At 71.6% G+C, this 18659-nt stretch carries 18 protein-coding genes; 11 read left to right on the top strand and 7 right to left on the bottom strand.

The window, feature by feature from the left end; translation table 11 throughout:
• Positions 1 to 159 precede the first annotated feature (159 nt).
• On the top strand, positions 160 to 1329 hold the full coding sequence (gene xylA, locus ACIO3R_RS13030) for a xylose isomerase (protein ID WP_402105531.1): 1170 nt from the start codon (positions 160 to 162) through the stop codon (positions 1327 to 1329).
• Between the two features lie 76 nt (positions 1330 to 1405).
• On the opposite strand, the gene ACIO3R_RS13025 is transcribed toward xylA, so the two are convergent.
• The 4 genes from ACIO3R_RS13025 to ACIO3R_RS13010 all read right to left on the bottom strand — a co-directional run bounded on the left by ACIO3R_RS13025 (position 1406) and on the right by ACIO3R_RS13010 (position 4570).
• Positions 1406 to 2653 carry an ROK family protein gene (locus tag ACIO3R_RS13025; RefSeq protein WP_385042009.1) on the bottom strand — a complete coding sequence of 416 codons (1248 nt, stop codon included), beginning with the start codon at positions 2651 to 2653 and terminating at the stop codon, positions 1406 to 1408.
• A gap of 105 nt (positions 2654 to 2758) precedes the next feature.
• Positions 2759 to 3406 (bottom strand): DUF305 domain-containing protein, encoded by a 648-nt coding sequence (locus tag ACIO3R_RS13020; protein ID WP_402105529.1) that lies wholly within the window; start codon positions 3404 to 3406, stop codon positions 2759 to 2761.
• A complete protein-coding gene (locus ACIO3R_RS13015; RefSeq protein WP_402105527.1) occupies positions 3403 to 4053 on the bottom strand; it encodes a DUF3105 domain-containing protein in 651 nt (216 codons plus the stop codon). The genes ACIO3R_RS13020 and ACIO3R_RS13015 overlap by 4 nt, the downstream gene beginning before the upstream one ends.
• A 91-nt stretch (positions 4054 to 4144) precedes the next feature.
• On the bottom strand, positions 4145 to 4570 hold the full coding sequence (locus ACIO3R_RS13010) for a hypothetical protein (protein ID WP_402105525.1): 426 nt from the start codon (positions 4568 to 4570) through the stop codon (positions 4145 to 4147).
• Positions 4571 to 4683: 113 nt separating this feature from the next.
• Here ACIO3R_RS13010 and ACIO3R_RS13005 point away from each other — a divergent pair, with 113 nt between their 5' ends.
• Positions 4684 to 5580 (top strand): phospholipid scramblase-related protein, encoded by an 897-nt coding sequence (locus ACIO3R_RS13005; RefSeq protein ID WP_385041913.1) that lies wholly within the window; start codon positions 4684 to 4686, stop codon positions 5578 to 5580.
• 74 nt (positions 5581 to 5654) lie between these two features.
• Here the strand turns inward: ACIO3R_RS13005 and ACIO3R_RS13000 are convergent, their stop codons facing one another.
• Both ACIO3R_RS13000 and ACIO3R_RS12995 read right to left on the bottom strand, forming a co-directional pair.
• Complete coding sequence (locus ACIO3R_RS13000) at positions 5655 to 6998, bottom strand: uracil-xanthine permease family protein (protein WP_402105523.1); 1344 nt, start codon at positions 6996 to 6998, stop codon at positions 5655 to 5657.
• 8 nt (positions 6999 to 7006) lie between these two features.
• A complete protein-coding gene (locus ACIO3R_RS12995; RefSeq protein ID WP_385033297.1) occupies positions 7007 to 8131 on the bottom strand; it encodes an aryl-sulfate sulfotransferase in 1125 nt (374 codons plus the stop codon).
• 108 nt (positions 8132 to 8239) lie between these two features.
• Here ACIO3R_RS12995 and ACIO3R_RS12990 point away from each other — a divergent pair, with 108 nt between their 5' ends.
• Positions 8240 to 8827 carry a helix-turn-helix domain-containing protein gene (locus ACIO3R_RS12990; protein ID WP_385033294.1) on the top strand — a complete coding sequence of 196 codons (588 nt, stop codon included), beginning with the start codon at positions 8240 to 8242 and terminating at the stop codon, positions 8825 to 8827.
• Between the two features lie 81 nt (positions 8828 to 8908).
• On the opposite strand, the gene ACIO3R_RS12985 is transcribed toward ACIO3R_RS12990, so the two are convergent.
• Positions 8909 to 9667, bottom strand: coding sequence for a VOC family protein (locus ACIO3R_RS12985; protein WP_402105521.1), 759 nt, complete (start codon positions 9665 to 9667; stop codon positions 8909 to 8911).
• Between the two features lie 138 nt (positions 9668 to 9805).
• Between ACIO3R_RS12985 and ACIO3R_RS12980 the strand changes: the two genes are divergently transcribed.
• The 8 genes from ACIO3R_RS12980 (at position 9806) to ACIO3R_RS12945 (ending at position 18647) form a co-directional block, all read left to right on the top strand.
• The gene (locus ACIO3R_RS12980) at positions 9806 to 11503 is read left to right on the top strand and encodes an FUSC family protein (RefSeq protein ID WP_402105520.1); all 1698 of its coding nucleotides are present in this window, start codon (positions 9806 to 9808) and stop codon (positions 11501 to 11503) included.
• Positions 11500 to 12006, top strand: a complete 507-nt coding sequence (locus ACIO3R_RS12975) for a MarR family winged helix-turn-helix transcriptional regulator (protein WP_123464309.1) — start codon at positions 11500 to 11502, stop codon at positions 12004 to 12006. Before ACIO3R_RS12980 ends, ACIO3R_RS12975 begins: the two co-directional genes overlap by 4 nt.
• A gap of 536 nt (positions 12007 to 12542) precedes the next feature.
• Positions 12543 to 14156: a sensor histidine kinase gene (locus tag ACIO3R_RS12970; protein ID WP_385033285.1), complete on the top strand. Its 1614-nt coding sequence runs from the start codon at positions 12543 to 12545 to the stop codon at positions 14154 to 14156.
• Positions 14153 to 14560 (top strand): roadblock/LC7 domain-containing protein, encoded by a 408-nt coding sequence (locus ACIO3R_RS12965; protein WP_024494673.1) that lies wholly within the window; start codon positions 14153 to 14155, stop codon positions 14558 to 14560. The genes ACIO3R_RS12970 and ACIO3R_RS12965 overlap by 4 nt, the downstream gene beginning before the upstream one ends.
• On the top strand, positions 14557 to 14928 hold the full coding sequence (locus tag ACIO3R_RS12960) for a DUF742 domain-containing protein (RefSeq protein WP_385033282.1): 372 nt from the start codon (positions 14557 to 14559) through the stop codon (positions 14926 to 14928). The genes ACIO3R_RS12965 and ACIO3R_RS12960 overlap by 4 nt, the downstream gene beginning before the upstream one ends.
• Entirely contained in the window at positions 14909 to 15523 is a 615-nt protein-coding gene (locus ACIO3R_RS12955; RefSeq protein WP_385033279.1) for an ATP/GTP-binding protein, read from the top strand. Before ACIO3R_RS12960 ends, ACIO3R_RS12955 begins: the two co-directional genes overlap by 20 nt.
• Before the next feature lie 91 nt (positions 15524 to 15614).
• Positions 15615 to 17171 (top strand): cytochrome P450, encoded by a 1557-nt coding sequence (locus tag ACIO3R_RS12950; protein ID WP_402105518.1) that lies wholly within the window; start codon positions 15615 to 15617, stop codon positions 17169 to 17171.
• A gap of 135 nt (positions 17172 to 17306) precedes the next feature.
• Positions 17307 to 18647 (top strand): 6-phospho-beta-glucosidase, encoded by a 1341-nt coding sequence (locus ACIO3R_RS12945; RefSeq protein ID WP_385033273.1) that lies wholly within the window; start codon positions 17307 to 17309, stop codon positions 18645 to 18647.
• Positions 18648 to 18659: the final 12 nt, after the last annotated feature.

The following is an 18659-nucleotide window of genomic DNA, read 5'->3' as shown; positions in this document are numbered from 1 at the left end:
ACCCGCGGAGAACAGGGGGAGGAGTGGATTTCCGACGAGTGGGTGACCAGGGGGTTACGTCGTCGGGGTGGTCCGTGCATGATTAGTCATGACACTGAACAAATTGAGGTTCGGCCGCCCGACCGGCTGCGGACCCATGGCACCGAAGGCGGATGGACGATGACCGAACGCTTCACCCCCACCCCGCAGGACAAGTTCACCTTCGGGCTGTGGACCGTGGGCTGGCAGGGGCGCGACCCGTTCGGCGACGCGACCCGTGCGGCGATCGACCCGGTGGACTCCGTCCAGAGGCTCGCGGAGCTGGGTGCCTACGGTGTGACGTTCCACGACGACGACCTGATCCCGTTCGGCTCGACGGACTCCGAGCGCGAAGGCATCGTGAAGCGGTTCCGGCAGTCGCTGGACGCGGCCGGTCTCAAGGTGCCGATGGCGACGACGAACCTGTTCACGCACCCGGTGTTCAAGGACGGCGGGTTCACGTCCAACGACCGTGACGTGCGCCGGTTCGCGCTGCGCAAGGTCATCCGCAACATCGACCTCGCCGTCGAGCTGGGCGCCGAGACGTACGTCGCCTGGGGCGGGCGTGAGGGTGCGGAGTCCGGCGGGGCCAAGGACGTACGGGTCGCGCTGGACCGGATGAAGGAGGCGTTCGACCTCCTCGGCGAGTACGTCACCGAGCAGGGCTACGACCTCCGGTTCGCCATCGAGCCCAAGCCGAACGAGCCGCGCGGCGACATCCTGCTGCCGACCGTCGGCCACGCCCTGGCCTTCATCGAGCGCCTGGAGCGCCCGGAGATGTACGGCGTGAACCCCGAGGTCGGCCACGAGCAGATGGCCGGGCTGAACTTCGCCCACGGCATCGCACAGGCGATCTGGTCGGGCAAGCTGTTCCACCTCGACCTCAACGGCCAGTCCGGCATCAAGTACGACCAGGACCTCCGTTTCGGCGCCGGCGACCTGCGCCAGGCCTTCTGGCTCGTCGACCTGCTGGAGACGGCCGGCTACGAGGGGCCGCGCCACTTCGACTTCAAGCCGCCGCGGACCGAGGACTACGACGGGGTCTGGGCCTCGGCCGCGGGCTGCATGCGCAACTACCTGATCCTCAAGGACCGGGCCGCCGCCTTCCGCGCCGACCCGCTCGTGCAGGACGCCCTGCGCGCCTCCCGGCTGGACGAGCTGGCGCAGCCCACCGCCGCCGACGGTGTGGCCGGGCTGCTCGCCGACCGCTCCGCCTACGAGGACTTCGACGTGACGGCCGCGGCGGAGCGCGGCATGGCGTTCGAGGCCCTGGACCAGCTGGCGATGGACCACCTGCTCGGCGTCCGCTGACCCTGCCGCACGGGGTGAGGCCGTGACGGAGGGGACGGACGCGCCGCACGCGTCCGTCCCCTCCGTCCTCCTCGGCTCAACGCTCCGTGGCCCGGCCCGCGTACGCCACCGGGTCGGCGAGCACGTCCGTCATCACCAGGGCCGCCGCACCCCGTGCCGCGTCACCCGCGACGGACGAGGCGCGCAGCCGGCCGCTGCCCGGCGACCACAGCCCGGACACCACCCGGTCCGTCAGCTCCCGGTCGACGGGCGGCGACAGCCACGGCATCAGGTTCCGGTAGATCCCGCCGAGCACCACGGCGTCGGGGTCCAGCAGATTCACCGCCCCCGACAGCACCCGGCCCAGCATCCGGCCCGCCCCGGCGACCGCGGCCACCGCCCGCTCGTCACCCGCCCGGGTGCGCCGCTCCAGCTCGGCCACCCCGACACCGCTGCCGGTCTCCTCGACACCGGCGGCCCGCAGGAGCGCCGCCTGCCCCGCGTACTGCTCCAGACAGCCGCGCGAACCGCACCGGCACTGCGGCCCCTCCGAGTCCACCACCACGTGCCCGATCTCCCCGGCGAACCCGTGCGCCCCGCGCAGCAGCTCGCCGTTGATGACCAGGGCGCCGCCGACACCGATCTCGCCGGTCAGATAGAGGAAGCTCCGGATCCGTTCCAGCCCGCCGAACCACAGCTCGGCCAGCGCCGCCAGATTGGCCTCGTTCTCCGAACTCACGGTCAGCGCCTCGTGGCCGGGGCGCTCGGCGGCCAGTGAGGCCGCGAACAGTTCCTGGGCCGGGACCTGGTTCCAGCCCAGGTTCGGGGCCTGGCGCACCGAGCCGCCCGAGACGAGACCGGGCAGCGCCAACGTGACACCGACCGGGAACAGCTCCTGCTCGCCCGCCGACTCCAGGGTCCGCGCGGCGATCCCGGCCGCCCGCGCCAGTACCTCCGCGGGTGGCGCGCCCCGGTTGTCGAGGTGTTCGGTGAGCCGGACCCGGCCGGTGCCGGCCAGATCGACGACGCACACCGACACATAGTCGATGTTGACCTCGACGCCGAGCCCGGCCGGACCGGTCCGGGCCATCTTGAGCGCGGTGCCGGGCCTGCCCGCCTGCCCGCTGAACGTCTTGCCGGACTCGGTGAGGAACCCGCTGTCGAGCAGTTGCTCGACGAGCGAGGAGACGGCGGCCCGCGTCAGCCCGACCCGCGCGGCGACCCCGGCCCGGGTCGCCTCGCCCTCGCCCTCGTCACGGACGGCCCGCAGCACGAGGCTGAGGTTGCTGCGCCGGACGGTGTCCTTGTCGGCCTTGGGCCCCAGCGGCGTGAGGTTGCTCTTCATATCGGTGCCGAGCCTATGCGATCCCGTACGTCAGTACGGTCGGGATGCGAGGGACGCCGGCCCCGGCCACGCCCCTGCTCAGGGGGCGTGGCCGGGCGGGTGCGCTCAGGCCTGGGCCCCGCGCTCCTTGAGCATGTCCGCCATGAGCGCGATCTCCGACCGCTGGCCCAGCACCATGCCGGAGGCCAGGTTCCTGATCTCGTCGGTGCCCGCCGCGGCCGCGGCGGCCTGCGCCATGTCGGCACCGGCCCGGTGGTGCGCGGTCATCAGCCGCAGGAACAGCACCTCGGCGTTCCTGCCCTTCGCCGCCCGCAGCGCGTCGAGTTCGGCGTCGGTCGCCATTCCGGGCATCAGCGCCCCGTCGCCGCGCGGGGTGACGGTGTGGCCCATCCACTCCATGGGCGGGCCGGGCGAACTCTTCGCACGGCCCCACATCTCCAGCCAGCCCAGCATCATGCCGCGCTGGTTGGCCTGGGTGTTGATGATGTCGAACGCGAGCCGGCGCACCGCCGCATCGGTGGTGCGGTCCCGGACGATGAACGACATCTCGACCGCCTGCTGGTGGTGGACCGCCATGTCCCGCGCGAACCCCACGTCCGCGGAGGCCTCGGCGGGAGCGGACGCCGCGGCCGTGGAGGCCGGGGCCGAGGCGGAGGGGCGCGCCGGCATGAGCGCGACCAGGGCCAGCGCCAGCAGCAACAGAGCGCCGCCGGCCAGCACCAGGGGACGGGACGCCCGTGCCGAGGAGGTCACTTGGAGATCCCGCCGCTGCACGCGGCACCCGGCTCGGGGGTCTGCGGGCCCTGGACGTACTTGGTGAAGAACTGTGCCACCCGGGCGTCGGTGGCGCTCTTCACGGTCAGCTGCTTCCCCCAGGCACTGAGCATCAACGGGGCGGCCTGGTCCTCGACGGGGCTCATCAGGGAGTACGGGGTGGCCGAGACCCGTTCACCGAGCTTCTTGATGTCGGCGGGCTTCGCCTCGCCGGTGTACGTGACCCAGACGGCGCCGTGCTCCAGCGAGTGGACCGCGTTCTCCTTCGGTATCGCCTCCGTGTAGACGTCGGCGTCGCAGTTCATCCACACCGGGTTGTGGTCGCCGCCGACCGGCGGGTTCATCGGGTAGTCGACCTTCTTGTCGACGTGCTCCTGCGAGAGCTTGTCCCAGCTCTTCTCGCCCTGGACGGGGGAGGACTCGGCGGCCGTCTCGGCCTTGTCCTGCTTGTCGGAGGCGTTCATCAGGTAGCCGCCGCCCGCGACGAGCCCGGCCACGACGGCGACGGCGGCGGTGATCGTGATGATGCGGCTGCGGCGCTCTCGGGCCCGCTCCTTGCGGCGGGCCTCCTCCAGCTTGGCGCGGCGGGCGGTGGCAGGCGTGGGCTGCTTCTTGGCGGAGGCCATGACGGTTCCTCGGGTTCGTGAGCCGGACGGTTTCGGGCGTGCGGGTGTGTCCCCGGAGACAAGGGGGACAGGCGCTGCTGCGGAAACCGGCCTAGATCCGTTGAACCTGGAGGCGCAGGTGGTCGACGTCGCCGACGGTGTCGTTGGAGGGGCCCCGGATGCCTTCGGCGCCGGTGAGGGAGCCCGCCGGAAGGATGGCCGGCGCGGAGGGGAGCGCGGCCGGTGCGGGCGCGGTGGGCAGGACGACCGCCGTCGAGTGCTCGGGCGCGATGTGGCAGGAACTCCCGAGACCCCGGTCTCCCGGGGCGTCGGCCACCACGATCCGCGCCGCGGCCGCGGGCACCGGGGTGAAGGACCGGGGAGCGGAGGCGAAGGCGGCACCGTGCCGTGCCTCGGCGGACTGCGTGGAGGTGAGCGAACAGCACGACACCATGGCGAGCAGGACGAACACCCAGCCGAGCAGCACCGAGGTGCGGGCGTCGCGCACCCGGTCGGTTCGTTCGCTCGGCCTGTTCATCCGGGACATCGTACCGGTGTGTGAACTTTCAATGAGTGCGGATCGCGGTTCGGGAAGCTGTGGATGTGCGGGGAGGGGGGCCCGTCGGGGACATGGCGGGATAGTGTGCCCCGGTGACAACGCACTCGAACGTATCTGCGGGCTGGTATCCGGATCCGCACGGCGCGCCCCAGCTGCTGCGCTACTGGGACGGCTCCCAGTGGACCGAGCACACCAACCCGGCGGGCGGGCAGCCGCAGGCTCCGGCCCAGGGTCAGGCCCCCGCTCAGTCGCAGGCCCCGCAGCAGGCGGCCCCGCAGCACCAGCAGCAGGCGGCCCAGCAGCAGTACCAGCAGCCGGCCGCGGTGCCGCAGCAGGGGGCTCACCCCCAGCAGGGCGGTCACCCGCAGCAGGGTGGCGGCCCGGGTGCGGGCTCGCTCTTCAATCAGCAGGTCCTGGTGGTGAACCAGAAGGCCAAGCTGATCGAGGTGACGAACGAGTACAGCGTCTTCGACCAGCACGGCAACACCGTCGGCTCGGTCGTCGAGGTGGGGCAGGGCGCGCTGCGCAAGGTGCTGCGCTTCCTCACCAGCATCGACCAGTACCTGACCCACCGTCTCGAAATCCGCGACGCGTACGGTCAGCCGCAGCTCCTGCTCACCCGCCCGGCGAAGTTCATCAAGTCCCGGGTCGTCGTGCAGCGGCCGGACGGGGCACAGGTCGGCGAGATCGTCCAGCAGAACGCCATCGGCAAGATCAACTTTGCGATCATGGTCGACGGGCAGCAGGTCGGTGCGATCAAGGCGGAGAACTGGCGCGCCTGGAACTTCGCGATCGTCGACCACAACGACGCCGAGATAGCCCGGATCACCAAGACCTGGGAAGGCCTCGCCAAGACGCTGTTCACCACGGCGGACAACTACGTGCTGCAGATCCACTACCAGCTGCCCGAGCCGCTGCTGAGCCTGGTGATCGCGACGGCGCTGACCGTGGACACCGCCCTCAAGCAGGACTCGCGCGGCCTCGGCTGAGTCCGGCCCCCGCGTACACAACCGCCGGCGCCCCGCACACTCGTGGTGTGCGGGGCGCCGGCGGTTACGCGTACTCAGCCCGCCTGGCCGTCCTTCTCGCTCCCGGGCACACCGTCCGGCGGCCCCAGCCTCGCGAACACCGCCGCCAGGACCACCGCGGCCAGTGCCCCGGCGGCCACGCCGCTGCCGAAGACCGTCCGGGCCCACACCGGCAGCCCCGCGTACATCTCGGGGGCGAAGACCGGCAGCAGCCCGACGCAGAGCGCGAGCGCGACCACGATGCCGTTGGTGCCATGGGTGAGGTTCTCCCGGCTGAGCATGCCGAACCCCATCGTCGCGATCACCGCGTAGATGATCAGCCCCGCGGCGCCGACCACCGGCTCCGGGATGGCGGCGAGCAGCCGGGTGAGCGGCGTGATGAGACCGCACAGGATCAGCAGCACCCCCGCGCCCGCCGTGACGAACCGGCTGCGCACCCGGGTCAGCTGGACGATGCCGATGTTCTCGGCACTGGTCACCATCAGTGACGTACCGAAGACCCCGGCGCCCAGCGAGGTCACCGCGTCCGCACGCGAGATCCGCGGGACGTCCCGGGCCGGGTCCGGAGTACGCCCCACCGCCTCACTGTTCAGGACGGTCTGCCCGGTCGCCTCCGCCAGCGAGGCGAGCGCGAACATCAGCAACGGCACGGCGGCCAGCAGATCGAAGTGCGGCGTGCCGTACGGGAACGGGTCCGGCAGCGCGAACGTGCTGCCGTGTGCCATGTGGAACGCCGTACCGCTGAGCGCGGCCACGACCGTGCCTCCCACGAGACCGAAGAGCACCGACATCTGCCGCCAGACACCGCGCATGAACAGGAAGAACAGCGCGATGATGCCGAGCGTGGCGAAGCCGAGCCCCGGCCCCGACGCGATCATCGGCGCGGTGATCTTGATCATGTTGATCCCGATCAGGACCACCGTGGTGCCCATCACCAGCGGCGGGAAGAACCGCACCAGCCGCCCGTAGAGCGGCAGTACGGCGATCAGGAAGACCGCAGCGATCAGCACGGAGCCGGACGCGGTGGCCGGTCCGTGCTCCTTGGCGACCTGGAGGAAGATCGCCACCGCCGCGCCGCCCGGCAGCATCAGGAACGGCAGCCGGGCGCCGATGCGCAGCGCCTTCACGCCCAGTGACTGGAGCAGCGCCCCGACCCCGCACAGCACGAGCGTGGCGCTGAGCAGCGACGCCGTCTGGGACGCGGTCAGCGACAGCGTCGTGCCGATCAGGATGACCGAGGAGACGGGGGCGGCGACCCCGGCGAGCAGATGCTGGAAGGCCAGCGGGACCAGCCGGGGGAGCGGGAGCCGCTCGTCGACCGGCGCGACGGACGGGACCGGGCCGGCGGGGACGGCCGTGTCGGGGACGGGGGAGGCCATGGTCCGGCTCAGCCCTTCGGGACGTCGAGCCAGGGGAGTTCCCCGGCCGAGTAGCGGTAGGAGCGGAACACGGCGTTGGGCTCGGACGGGAACAGCTTGCGCACTTCTTCTTCCTTGTAGCCGCCGAAGAACGGCACGATGTACTCCCAGCACAGATAGCCGTCCCGGGTGACCTCGAAGAGGCGTCCGGCCGGGGAGTCCGTCACCAGGGTGTTCCCGTTCGGCAGGCGCTGGGCGCTGCCCATGAACGGAGCGAAGAACGACTCGCGTGCCGGGTCGTGGTACTCCCAGACAATGGTGCCACTCGACCGTTCGATCTCGATGACCCGGCTGAACGGCACGTCCCAGTGCGGGCGGAAGACGCCGTTGTCGAAGACCAGGAAGTTGCCGTTCTCCAGCTCGGTCGGGCAGTGCTGCTGCGAGACGACGCCGGGCTCGCTGCGCCAGATGATCTCGCCGGTCTCCCGGCTGATGACGATGACGGCGGAGGCGGAGCGCAGGCTCGCCAGGATGTTTCCGTCGCTGGTCGGCAGCACGCTGTTGATCAGCGGGTAGTGCTCGCGCGAGTAGTCGGGGTGCAGCGGGAAGGCCTCGCGGTCGAGGTGCTCGGAGACCTTCCACTCCCAGACCGTGGTGCCCTCGGCGTCCACCTCGACGATGGTGTCCGCCCAGACCGTGCCGTCGGGCTCCGAGCCGGGGACCCCGCCCCGGACCGCGGCGGCGGCCTCGCCGGTCAGCGGCTCCAGCGCGGCGTACAGAAGCCGGCCGTCGCCGTAGTGGTACGCGTCGTGGTGCTGGTAGCGGTCGCGGTGCTCGCGCACGACGGTGCCGTCGGGGGTGATCTCCTGCATGATCCCGCCGCGGTACTTGTGCCACATCGGGAAGAGCGCCGGCTCGTCCGGGAGGACACCGCTGTAGGCGAGATTGCCGTTGGGCAGGATCCTGGCGTGCCGTCCCGGCCGGTGCGGGAGGTTCCACTGATGGACGACCGCACCGCGCATGTCGATGAGATACACCTCGCCACCGCCGGTCAGCGGGGCGAAGAGGGTGTACCCGCCGTAGGAGGCTTCCTCGTCCAGGGCTATGAGCCCGGTGCCACGGCGCCGTCGCTGGTTCTGGTCCACGAGGGGCATGGATCGGTCCTCCCGGTTAACTTTATTAGGTGGGACTTAAAAGGTTAACCGGCCCGGTAGGCTGCTCACTGCGCCGCCGGTTGTGGTGTGCGGCACGCGGGACACGGAATGAGTGAGATGAGCGAGGCGGACACCCCACTGGTCGGCCCAGGGATTCGCCGACGGCGCCGCGCCCTCGAACTGACCCTCGCGGAGGTCGCGCGACGGGCCGGTCTCTCCACCCCCTTCCTCAGCCAGATCGAGAACGGCCACTCCCGGCCGAGCATGGGATCGCTCCACCGCATCGCGGACGCGCTCGACACGACCGCGGTCCAGCTGCTGGCCACGGCGGAGGCGCCCCGCCCCGTCGACGTGGTGCGCGGCACCTCCGCGTCCGTACGGGAGACCGGCACGGAGGGCGGCGACGGCCTGATGCGTCCGCTGGTACGCGGCCACCAGCGCCTGCACGCCCTGGAGTTCACCGGCGACCACGACTGGGGCCGGGAGTTCAGGCACCGCAACGACGAGATCCTCTACGTCGCCGACGGTGCGGCGGAGGTCGAGGCGGACGGCCACTTCTACCGCCTGGAGCGCGGCGACACCCTCTACTGCGCGGGCGGCCTCGTCCACCGCTGGCGCCCGATCGAACCGGGCACCCGCGTCCTGGTGGTCGGCATCGCGGACCACGTTCAGGCGACGGACGAACAGAGCGGCTGACCGGGCCGCCCGGCCGGGCGGCCCTCCGGGGCGGCTGCCCCCCCGGGTGAGCGCACACCGGCCACGCGGGGGAAACCGCCCCTACCCGTCCGTCCGGTGAATACCGAACACGGCGCCCTGCGGGTCCCGGATCACGGCGATCCGCGGACCCTGCGGAATGCTCGTGGGCGGCATCAGCGGCTCGCCACCGGCCCGCTGCGCGGAGGCGGCCGCCGCGTCCACGTCCGTGACCACGAAGTACGGCAGCCAGTGCGGCCGCATCTCCGGCGGGAACTTCTCGTCCATCGTCAGCACGCCGCCGAAGTCCGCACCGTCGATGCCCCACTGCGGATACGTCTTTGAGGCGCTGACCGTCCAGCCGAGGACGGCGGGGTAGAAGGTGAGCGCCGGCCCGGACTCACGGGTGACGAGCTCGGCCCAGCCCAGCGTGCCCGGGGCGTTGAACAGGTCGGCGCCCGCGAACGCGCGGCCCTGCCACAGCGAGAACACCGCGCCGGACGGGTCCGCGGCCACGGCGAACCTGCCCTGGTCGAAGATGTCCATCGGGCCGACCAGCAGCGAACCGCCCGCCGCCGTGACCTTCTCGGCCGAGGCGTCCGCGTCCCCGGTGGCGAACGAGACCGTCCAGGCCGGCGGCTGCCCCGGCCGGTAGACCGGGCTGAGCGCGGCGACGCGGGCATCGCCGAGGTGCGCCATGGTGTACCCGCCCGCCTCCTCGCGCGGATCGGTCTCGCACCGCCAGCCGAAGAGCGCCGCGTAGAACGATGCGGCCGCCGGGACGTCGGAGGTGCTCAGCTCGATCCAGCAGGGACCACCGGGCACCGGTGCGGTGAGCTTCATTCGATTCCTCCGCGTCTGTGTCGGTCTGTGTGATTCTTTCGTCTACGCGAACGCTAGGGCCGCACGCGGCGGCGGGCCATCGGTGCGGAGATCCCGATCAAAGTGTTTTATATGTGTAATACCTGCTAACGTATTTGGGTGAGCGATACACCTACACGGCCCCGTCGGCAGCCCTCCGTCCGCAGACTCCCCCTGGCGGCCCCGTTGCGCCTGGCCCGGCCCTCGGACATGTGGCTCAAACCGGCGTCCAGCGTGGTCGTGGCCACGGCGATACCCAACCTGGTGCTGTTCTCCGTCGACCGCCTCGACCTCGTGATGTACACGATGGCCGGCTCGCTCTGTGCGCTCTACGGCCACAGCCTGCCGTACGCGCGACGCGCCCGGACCGTCATCGGAGTCGTCCTCGGGATGCTCGCCGGCCTGGCGGTATCCCTGGTCACGGCGTCGCTGACCGATTCGACCGCCGTCCTGATCGCCGTCGGCGCCCTCCTGGCAGCCGGGCAGAAGCTGCTCTGCGACGCCACCCGGATCGGGCCCCCCGGACCGCTCATCTTCACCTTCGTCAGCTCCGCCGCCCTGTTCGCCCCGCAGCAGCTGAGCCAGGTGCCCGGCCATCTCGCCCTGACCCTCGGCGCGGGCGCGGTCTCCTGGCTGGTCACCGTCGCCGGTCCCGCCCTCATCCGTCGCGAAGGACCCGAGCGCCACGCGACGGCCCGCGCACTGAACGCCGCCGCGGCCTACGCCGCGGAGCCCGGTCACCGCACCCCGCGCGCCGCGGTCGCCGCCGTGCACGCGGCGTGGCAGACCCTTCTCGCCACCGGACGCCCCACCCCCGCACGCCGTGCGCTGGAACGCCTCGTCGTCCACGCGGAGGCCGCGCTCTCCGCGGGCGGCGCAACTCCCGGCGCCGACCCGGCCCTGCTGCGCGACTGGGCCGCGCGGACCCGGGCCCGCGGACCGGTGCCCACCCCGCCGGCCGCCCCCGGAACGGCCGCCGAACTCTTCGGTATCGAAGCCGAACGCGCCGTCCTGCGCCCCACCGCCCCCGGAGAGGCGCGCCGCGCACTGCTCCGCCGCCTCGGCCCCGGGTCCCCGCTGCTGCCGATCGCCGCCCGCGCCCTCATCGGCTGCGCCCTGGCCGGCTACGTCTCGTCGGCCGCCGGCGTCGGCCGCCCCTACTGGGCGATCGTCACCGCGGCCTCCCTCTACCAGGCCAACGTCACGCTCTCCTGGAACCGGACACTCCAGCGCACCCTCGGCAACCTCCTCGGCGTCCTCGTCTTCGCCGCCGTCCTCCCGGTGACCCGGACCGGCCCCCTGGCCCTGATCGGCTTCTGCCTCTTCTTCAGCTTCGCCGCCGAGGCGCTGATCACCCGCAACTACTGGCTCGGCTCCGTCGCCGTGACCCCGATGGCCCTCCTGGTCCTGGAGTACGCCGGAAGCCACCCGGCCGGTGAACTCATCGGCGACCGGGTCCTGGACACCGTCATCGGCGCCGCCGTCGGATTCCTCGCCGCACTGCTCGTCACCAACCGCCGCGCCGCCGGCCGGGTGGAAACGGCACTGGCGGCCGCCGAACTGGCCCGTGTCCACGCCGTGCAGACCCTCGCGGCCCCCGGCCCCGGACCCGCCGCCCTCGAAGCCGCCCGCCGCAGGCTCACCGGATCACTGGTCGAACTGCGCGAGGCGGACGACACGGCGGCCGGTGAATGGTGGCAGCGCGACCTGCCCCAGGAGGAGGTACTCGCCGCCGAGCAGGCCGGACACCGTACGCTCGCGGCGACAGCGAAACGGCAGGGGCTGATCGCCCCGGCCCCGGAGAACGGAGCGGTGTGACCGACGACATCGTCGCCTCGGTGGTACGGCAGTGGCGGGCAGTGAACCCGGACCTCGACACCGGACCCATGGAGCTCATCGGCCGGATCAACCGCTGCGCCGCCCTGCTCCAGCAGGCGGAGGACGCCCCGCTGCGGGCGGCCGGACTGACCCGTGCCGAGTTCGACCTGCTCGGCGCCGTGCGCCGTACGGACCGTGAACTCACCCCCGGCGAACTGGCCAGGGAGACGTTCTCCTCCGGCGCGGCCGTGACCAAGCGCCTCCGGGTCCTCCAGGAGCGCGGCCTCACCGACCGCCGCAGCGACGACCGGGACCGCAGGGTCGCGCACGTCCGGCTCACCGACGAGGGGCGGGAGCTCGTCGACGGGCTGCTTCCCCAGCAGCTGGCCTACGAACGCGCGGTGCTCTCCGGCCTCGACGCGGAGTCCCGTGACCGGCTCAGCGCGCAGCTCAGCGAGCTGCTGGTGCAGTTGGAGGGGCGCATCGGAGGCGCCCGCCGCTGACCGTCCCCAGCGCGGCGCCCCGTCAGGCTCCTTGCGTGTGCGCCCGTCCGGCCGGGCCGAGCGGCTCGTTCGTACCGCGACCGTGTGCTCCATCCGTGTGACGGTCATGAATCTGTTCCATTCGATCCACTTCGATCACATGTGCCTTTGTCTCGTGGTCCGGTACGGAACGGGTCACTCGGGCGCCGATGTGTTCGCCGACTTCGCCCATCGCCCTACTGGCAAGGCGAGTTGAGGCCGCTCCGCAGGGGCGGGCGGCAGAGGGCGCGTCCCGCGGTGCGGGACATGGGGGAGTGATGCTCCCGAAATCTTCCGGCCCGTCACTCCCCGCGCACGCTTGAAAGCGGTGCGTGCAAAACCCGCGAGTGTATTACCGCTGGAGTGCTCGCGCAGGGGGTTGGGTGAATGTGCCGAAGCACTGTTTCGATCTGACTAAGCTCACGCGCAGTGAAGTCGAGTTGATGTGAATTCGAGCGCTTGTTCCCAACTGTTCTGTAAGCGCGTATATCTCCCGAGTCAACCGCCAGAGGTTTTAGATGGTTCGTGTTGAATCACCGCCGATCGACCGAGAAACACCTGTCGTCCGTGCCGTGTTGCTGCCCGTTGTCGCGATGGCGGGTGTGACTGCCGCCGCCGTGGCGCTGGTTGCCGAGGCCGCGCGGATGCCAGTCGTCTGGTCCGGCGCCTTCGCCACCGCCGTGGTCGCCGTGCTCACCGCCGAACTCGCCCGCCGCGCACGTACGATCCGCCGGCAGCGCGCCGCGTACGACCACCGCTGCGCCGGCCTGGAACGGCGTCTCGCCAGCCACGACGAAGAGACCGTACGGATCAGCAAGGAGCTCCTGCCCGCCGCGATCCACCGGCTGCGGGTGGGCAACTCCCCCGACGAGGTGCTGCGCGACGTCGTGGACTCCGACCCGGTCTACCGGCATCTCCCCGACGCCCAGCGCTCCCTGGTCTACACGGTGCTGGACATTATCGACAACGAGGAGGCGACGCGTGACTCCGCGCAGCGCGCCTTCGTCAACGTCGCCCGCCGCGTCCAGGCGATCGTCCACCGGCAGGCCAGTGAACTGCGGGAGATGGAGGAGCACCACGGGCGCAACCCCGACGTCTTCGACGACCTGCTCCGCATCGACCACGGCACCGCGCTGATCGGCAGGCTCGCCGACTCCATCGCCGTGCTCGGCGGTGCCCGCCCCAGCCGTCAGTGGCCCAAGCCCGTACCGCTGTTCAGCGTGCTGCGCGGCGCCATGTCGCGGATCCTGGAGTACCCACGCGTCGATCTGCACTCGATCGCCAAGGTCGCCATCATCGGCACCGCGGTCGAACCGCTCATCCACGCCTGCGCCGAACTCCTCGACAACGCCACCCGGTACTCACCGCCGCAGACCCGCGTGCACGTCACCGCCGTGGAGGTGCAGACCGGCATCGCCATCGAGATCGAGGACGGCGGCGTCAGCCTCAGCGAGGAGGCCCGCGCACGGGCCGAGAACATGCTCGCCAGGGCCCAGGCCGGCTCCAGCATGAACGACCTCGGGGAGTCACCGCGGCTCGGCATGGCGGTCGTCGGCCGGCTGGCGCGGATGTACGACCTCCAGGTCTCGCTGCGGCAGTCCGCGTACGGCGGTGTCCGCGCGGTACTCATCGTGCCCCGCTCCATGATCACCACCGGCCCCGCTCCCGGTATCGCCCACGGCATCGGCGCCACGTCGCGGCCCACCAGCGACATCGACCTCGCTGACATGAAGCATGTCGTCCCGGCCCGCAGCAGTCACCGCAAGCCCAGCCCCCTGGGCGCCCGTCCGGCCACCGGCCCGGTGGCACCCGCCACCCGTCCGGCAGCCCCCGCCGGCCCGGCCGTCGCCATGGAGGACGAACTCCCCGTGGTGACGGAGTGGACGTCGGGCGGACTCCCGCAACGCCGCAGCCGCGGCCGCGCACCGCTGGGTTCGCACCACCTCCCCGCGCAGTCCGCGGACCCCACCGCGGGCCGGACCAACGGCCACGGAAACGGCCATGAGAACGGCAAGGAACCGCCTCCCGGTATCTGGCTGGAGGCGTTCACCAAGGCCGCCAACGGGGTTCCCCAGGAGCCCAGGCCCGACGAAGACTCCGATGACGCGTGGGACAAGGGAGACCTGAAGTGATCCAGCAACGGGGCAACATGGACTGGATGCTCAAAGAGCTGGCCGACGACGTTCCGGACATCCACCAGATCGTGGTCCTCTCCGCCGACGGCCTGCGCATCGCCCGGCACGGCGGCGACCCCGATGTCGCGGACCGGCTCGCGGCGGCCTGTGCCGGACTGCAGAGCCTGGCCGCGGCCGTGGCATCGGAGATCCCGTACAGCGACGGCCGGATGCGGCTCGTCGTCATCGAGGTCACCGGCGGGTTCTTCTACCTGATGGCCGCCGGAGCCGGTGCGTATCTCGCCGTGCTCGCCGGTGAGACGGTGGACGCCGGACTCGTCGGATCGCGGATGCGCGACATGGTCGTACGGATCGGCGCCCATCTGACGAGCCCGCCCCGGCACGACGGGCAGGCCGGATGAGTTCTATCCGACGAGAACGCCGCACGGTCGATCCGGAGCTGAGCGATCCGGAACGGCTCTACGTGATCACCGGCGATCCCGACGGCAGCGATCGGGCAGCACTCGACCTGGTCACGATGGTGGTCTCGAAGTCACAGCCGACACCGACGGTCCAGCCCGAGCAGGCCGTGATCCTGCGGCTCTGCCAGGCCCCCCTCTCCGTCGCCGAGATCTCCGCCTACCTCAGCCTGCCGTTCAGCGTGGTGACCTCGCTCCTCACCGATCTCCTCGCGACCGAGCTGATCGAGTCGCGGGCGCCGATCATCCGCGCGACCCTCCCGGACAGGTCCCTCCTCGAAGCGGTGATGCATGGACTTCAGAAACTCTGACACGATCACGGGCCCCCGGAGCGAGGACGTCCTTCCCACCACGGCCACCGCCGCGGTGAAGGTCGTGATCGTCGGCGGGTTCGGGGTCGGCAAGACGACCATGGTCGGATCGGTCAGCGAGATCCGGCCGCTGACCACAGAAGAGACCATGACCCAGGCCGGCGTCGGCGTGGACGACAACTCCGGCGTCGAGAGCAAGACCGCCACCACGGTCGCCATGGACTTCGGCCGGATCAGCATCAGTGAGGAGCTGGTCCTCTACCTGTTCGGCACCCCCGGCCAGGAACGCTTCTGGTTCCTGTGGAACGGCCTGTTCGAGGGAGCACTCGGCGCCGTCGTCCTCATCGACACCCGCCGGCTGGAGGTCAGCTTCGACGTCATCGGACGGCTGGAGGAACGCGGCGTGCCGTTCGTCGTCGCCGTCAACACCTTCCCCGACGCGCCGAAGCACCCCGTCGAGGCCCTGCGCAGCGCCCTGGACCTGCCGGACGAGGTCCCGATGGTCGACTGCGACGCCCGGCTGCGCGCCTCCAGCCGCGACGTGCTGCTGACCCTGATGCGGTATCTGCACAGTGCGGCCGTGCCGTTGGGCTGACGTTCCCGAACGCGTTCAGCGCACCCGTTCCGCGCGCCCCCACCGCGTATCCCATTCGTCCGGCCCTGGCAGCCTGATCCCTGGAGCGATCGTGACAACCCCATTCCACTACGAGCCCGGAGCGGCCACGGGGCCGGTTCCACCCCCCGAGTGCCCGGCACACGGCCTCGGCATCGGCCCCGGCGGCCTTCGACGGTTCTACGGCCCGGAGGCAGAACAGGACCCGCACGGTCTGTACGACAAGCTGCGCGCCGAGCACGGCTCGGTGGCGCCCGTGCTGCTGCACGGCGACGTCCCGGCCTGGCTGGTCCTCGGGCACAGCGAGAACCTGCACATGACCCGCACCCCCTCGCAGTTCTCCCGCGACTCCCGCCGCTGGCGGGCCCTGCAGGACGGCAGCGTGGCGCCCGACCACCCCCTGGCACCGATCTTCACCTGGCAGCCGATCTGCGTCTTCGCCGACGGCGCCACCCACGAACGCCAGCGCGGCGCCGTCACCGACTCCATGGGCCGGATCGACACCCGCGGCGTCCGCCGCCACGTCAACCGCTACAGCAACCGGCTCGTCAACGACTTCTGCCGGGAGGGCCGCACCGACCTGGTCACCGACTTCGCCGAGCGGCTGCCGATGATGGTGATGTTCGCGATCCTCGGCATGCCCGAGGAGTACAACGACCGGATGGTGCAGGCCGCCCGGGACATGACCCGGGGCACCGACACCGCCGTCCAGAGCAACGCCTATGTGCTCGCCGCGCTGAACCGTCTCGTCGAACGGCGCCGCCGCGAACCCGCGGACGACTTCGCCACCTGGCTCGTCGAGCACCCCGCGGACATGAACGACCAGGAGGTCGCGGAACATCTGCGGCTCATCCTGATCGCCTCCTACGAGGCGACCACCAACCTGATCTCCAGCGTGCTCCGCATGGTGCTCACCGACCCGCGGTTCCGGGCCAGGCTCAGCGGCGGTCACATGACCGTCCCGGAGGCGGTCGAGCAGAGCCTCTGGGACGAGCCGCCGTTCACCGCGGTCTTCGGCCGCTGGGCGGTCGGCGACACCGAACTGGGCGGGCAGCGCATCAGGGCGGGCGACGCGCTGATCGTCGGCATCGCCCCGGCCAACACCGACCCGGTGGTACGGCCCGACCTCAGCGCCAACATGGAGGGCAACCGCGCCCACCTCGCGTTCAGCGGCGGACCGCACGAATGCCCCGGGCAGGACATCGGGCGGGCCATCGCCGACGTCGGTGTCGAGGCGCTGCTGATGCGGCTGCCCGACCTCGAACTCGCCGTCGACGACAGCGAGCTCCGGTGGGTCGGCAACATCATGGGCCGTCACCTGGTCACGCTTCCGGCCGAGTTCGCTGCGCGCCCCCCGCAGGACGACAGGGAACCGCCGTCCATGGGCAAGCCGAATCCGACCCGTCAGGACTGGGAGGTGCAGTCGGCGGTCCGCCACACGGCGCCGATCCCGGTCCGTGCCCCCGTACCGCCGGAGTCGGCCGACGCCGCCCCGACCGGCCCGACCGCCGCGGCCGACGGTACGGCGGCAGCACCGGGCGAGGCGTCGGGCCTGATCCCGCAGCAGCGCCGGCCCGCGGTCCCGGCCCGGCTGTGGCGCGTCGTGACCCGCTGGTGGAACGGCTCGTGACCGGCAGCGGATGACGACGACGGCCCGGCGGCAGGGGAGCGGAACCTCCCTCCGCGCCGGGCCGTCGTCCGCCCGGCGCGGTCCCGGCCCGGCGCGCGGAGCCTCCTCGCGGCACCCCACGTACCATGCGGAAGCGTGAAGCTGACAATTCTGGGTGGCGGCGGGTTCCGGGTTCCTCTGGTGTACGGGGCGCTGCTCGCCGACCACGCCGAGGGGCGCGTCTCCGCGGTCACCCTCTACGACACGGACGCCGACCGGCTGACCGCCGTCGCCCGGGTGCTCACCGAACAGGCCGAGGGCATCCCGGACGCGCCGACCGTCGTCGCGACCACCGAGCTCGACGACGCGTTGCGCGGCGCCGACTTCGTCTTCTCCGCGATCCGGGTCGGCGGGCTCGCGGGCCGGGCCGCCGACGAACGGGTGGCCCTCGACGAAGGCGTGCTCGGCCAGGAGACCGTCGGCGCGGGCGGAATCGCCTACGGTCTGCGCACCGTGCCGGTCGCGGTCGACCTGGCCCGGCGCATCGCCCGGCTCGCACCGCACGCCTGGGTCATCAACTTCACCAACCCCGCCGGCCTGGTCACCGAGGCCATGTCACGGCACCTCGGCGACCGTGTCATCGGCATCTGCGACTCGCCGGTCGGCCTCGGCCGCCGGATCGCCCGGGTGCTCGGCGCGGACCCGGACCGGGCCCGGGTCGACTACGTCGGCCTCAACCACCTCGGCTGGGTGCGCGGGCTGTACGTCGAGGGCCGGGACGAACTGCCCCGCCTGTTCGCCGACCCGGAACTGCTCGGCTCGTTCGAGGAGGGCAGGCTCTTCGGCGGCGACTGGCTGCGCTCCCTGGGCGCGGTCCCCAACGAGTACCTGCACTACTACTACTTCAACCGCGAGGCGGTCCGCGCCTACCAGGAGGCGGAGCAGACCCGGGGCGCCTTCCTCCGCGAACAGCAAGAGGGCTTCTACGGCCGGATGAAGCACCCGGACACTCCCGCGCTGGCCACCTGGGACCGCACCCGCGCAGAACGCGAGGCGACCTACATGTCGGAGAACCGGGATGTCGCCGGGGCCGGTGAGCGCGACGAGAGCGATCTCGACTCCGGCGGCTACGAGCAGGTCGCACTGGCCCTCATGCGGGCCGTCGCCCGGAACGAGCGGACCTCCCTGATCCTCAACGTCCGCAACCGCACCACCCTTTCGGTGCTCGACGCGGACGCCGTCATCGAGGCGCCGTGCCTCGTGGACGCCAACGGCGCCCATCCCGTCGCCGTCGACCCGCTCCCGTACCACGCCGTCGGCCTGGTCACCTCGGTCAAGGCCGTCGAACGCGCGGTGCTGGACGCCGCGGCGAGCGGTTCGCGCGCCGACGCCGTCCGGGCCTTCGCCCTGCACCCCCTGGTCGACTCCGTCTCGGTCGCCCGTCGTCTGGTCGACGGCTACATCCGGGTCCACCCCGGTCTCGCCTATCTGACGTAGCACCACCTGCCG

The organism is Streptomyces sp. NPDC087428, assembly GCF_044744085.1.
Taxonomy (GTDB): domain Bacteria; phylum Actinomycetota; class Actinomycetes; order Streptomycetales; family Streptomycetaceae; genus Streptomyces.
Note: the sequence above shows the minus strand (reverse complement) of the source record. Positions and strands in the feature narration are given on the sequence as shown.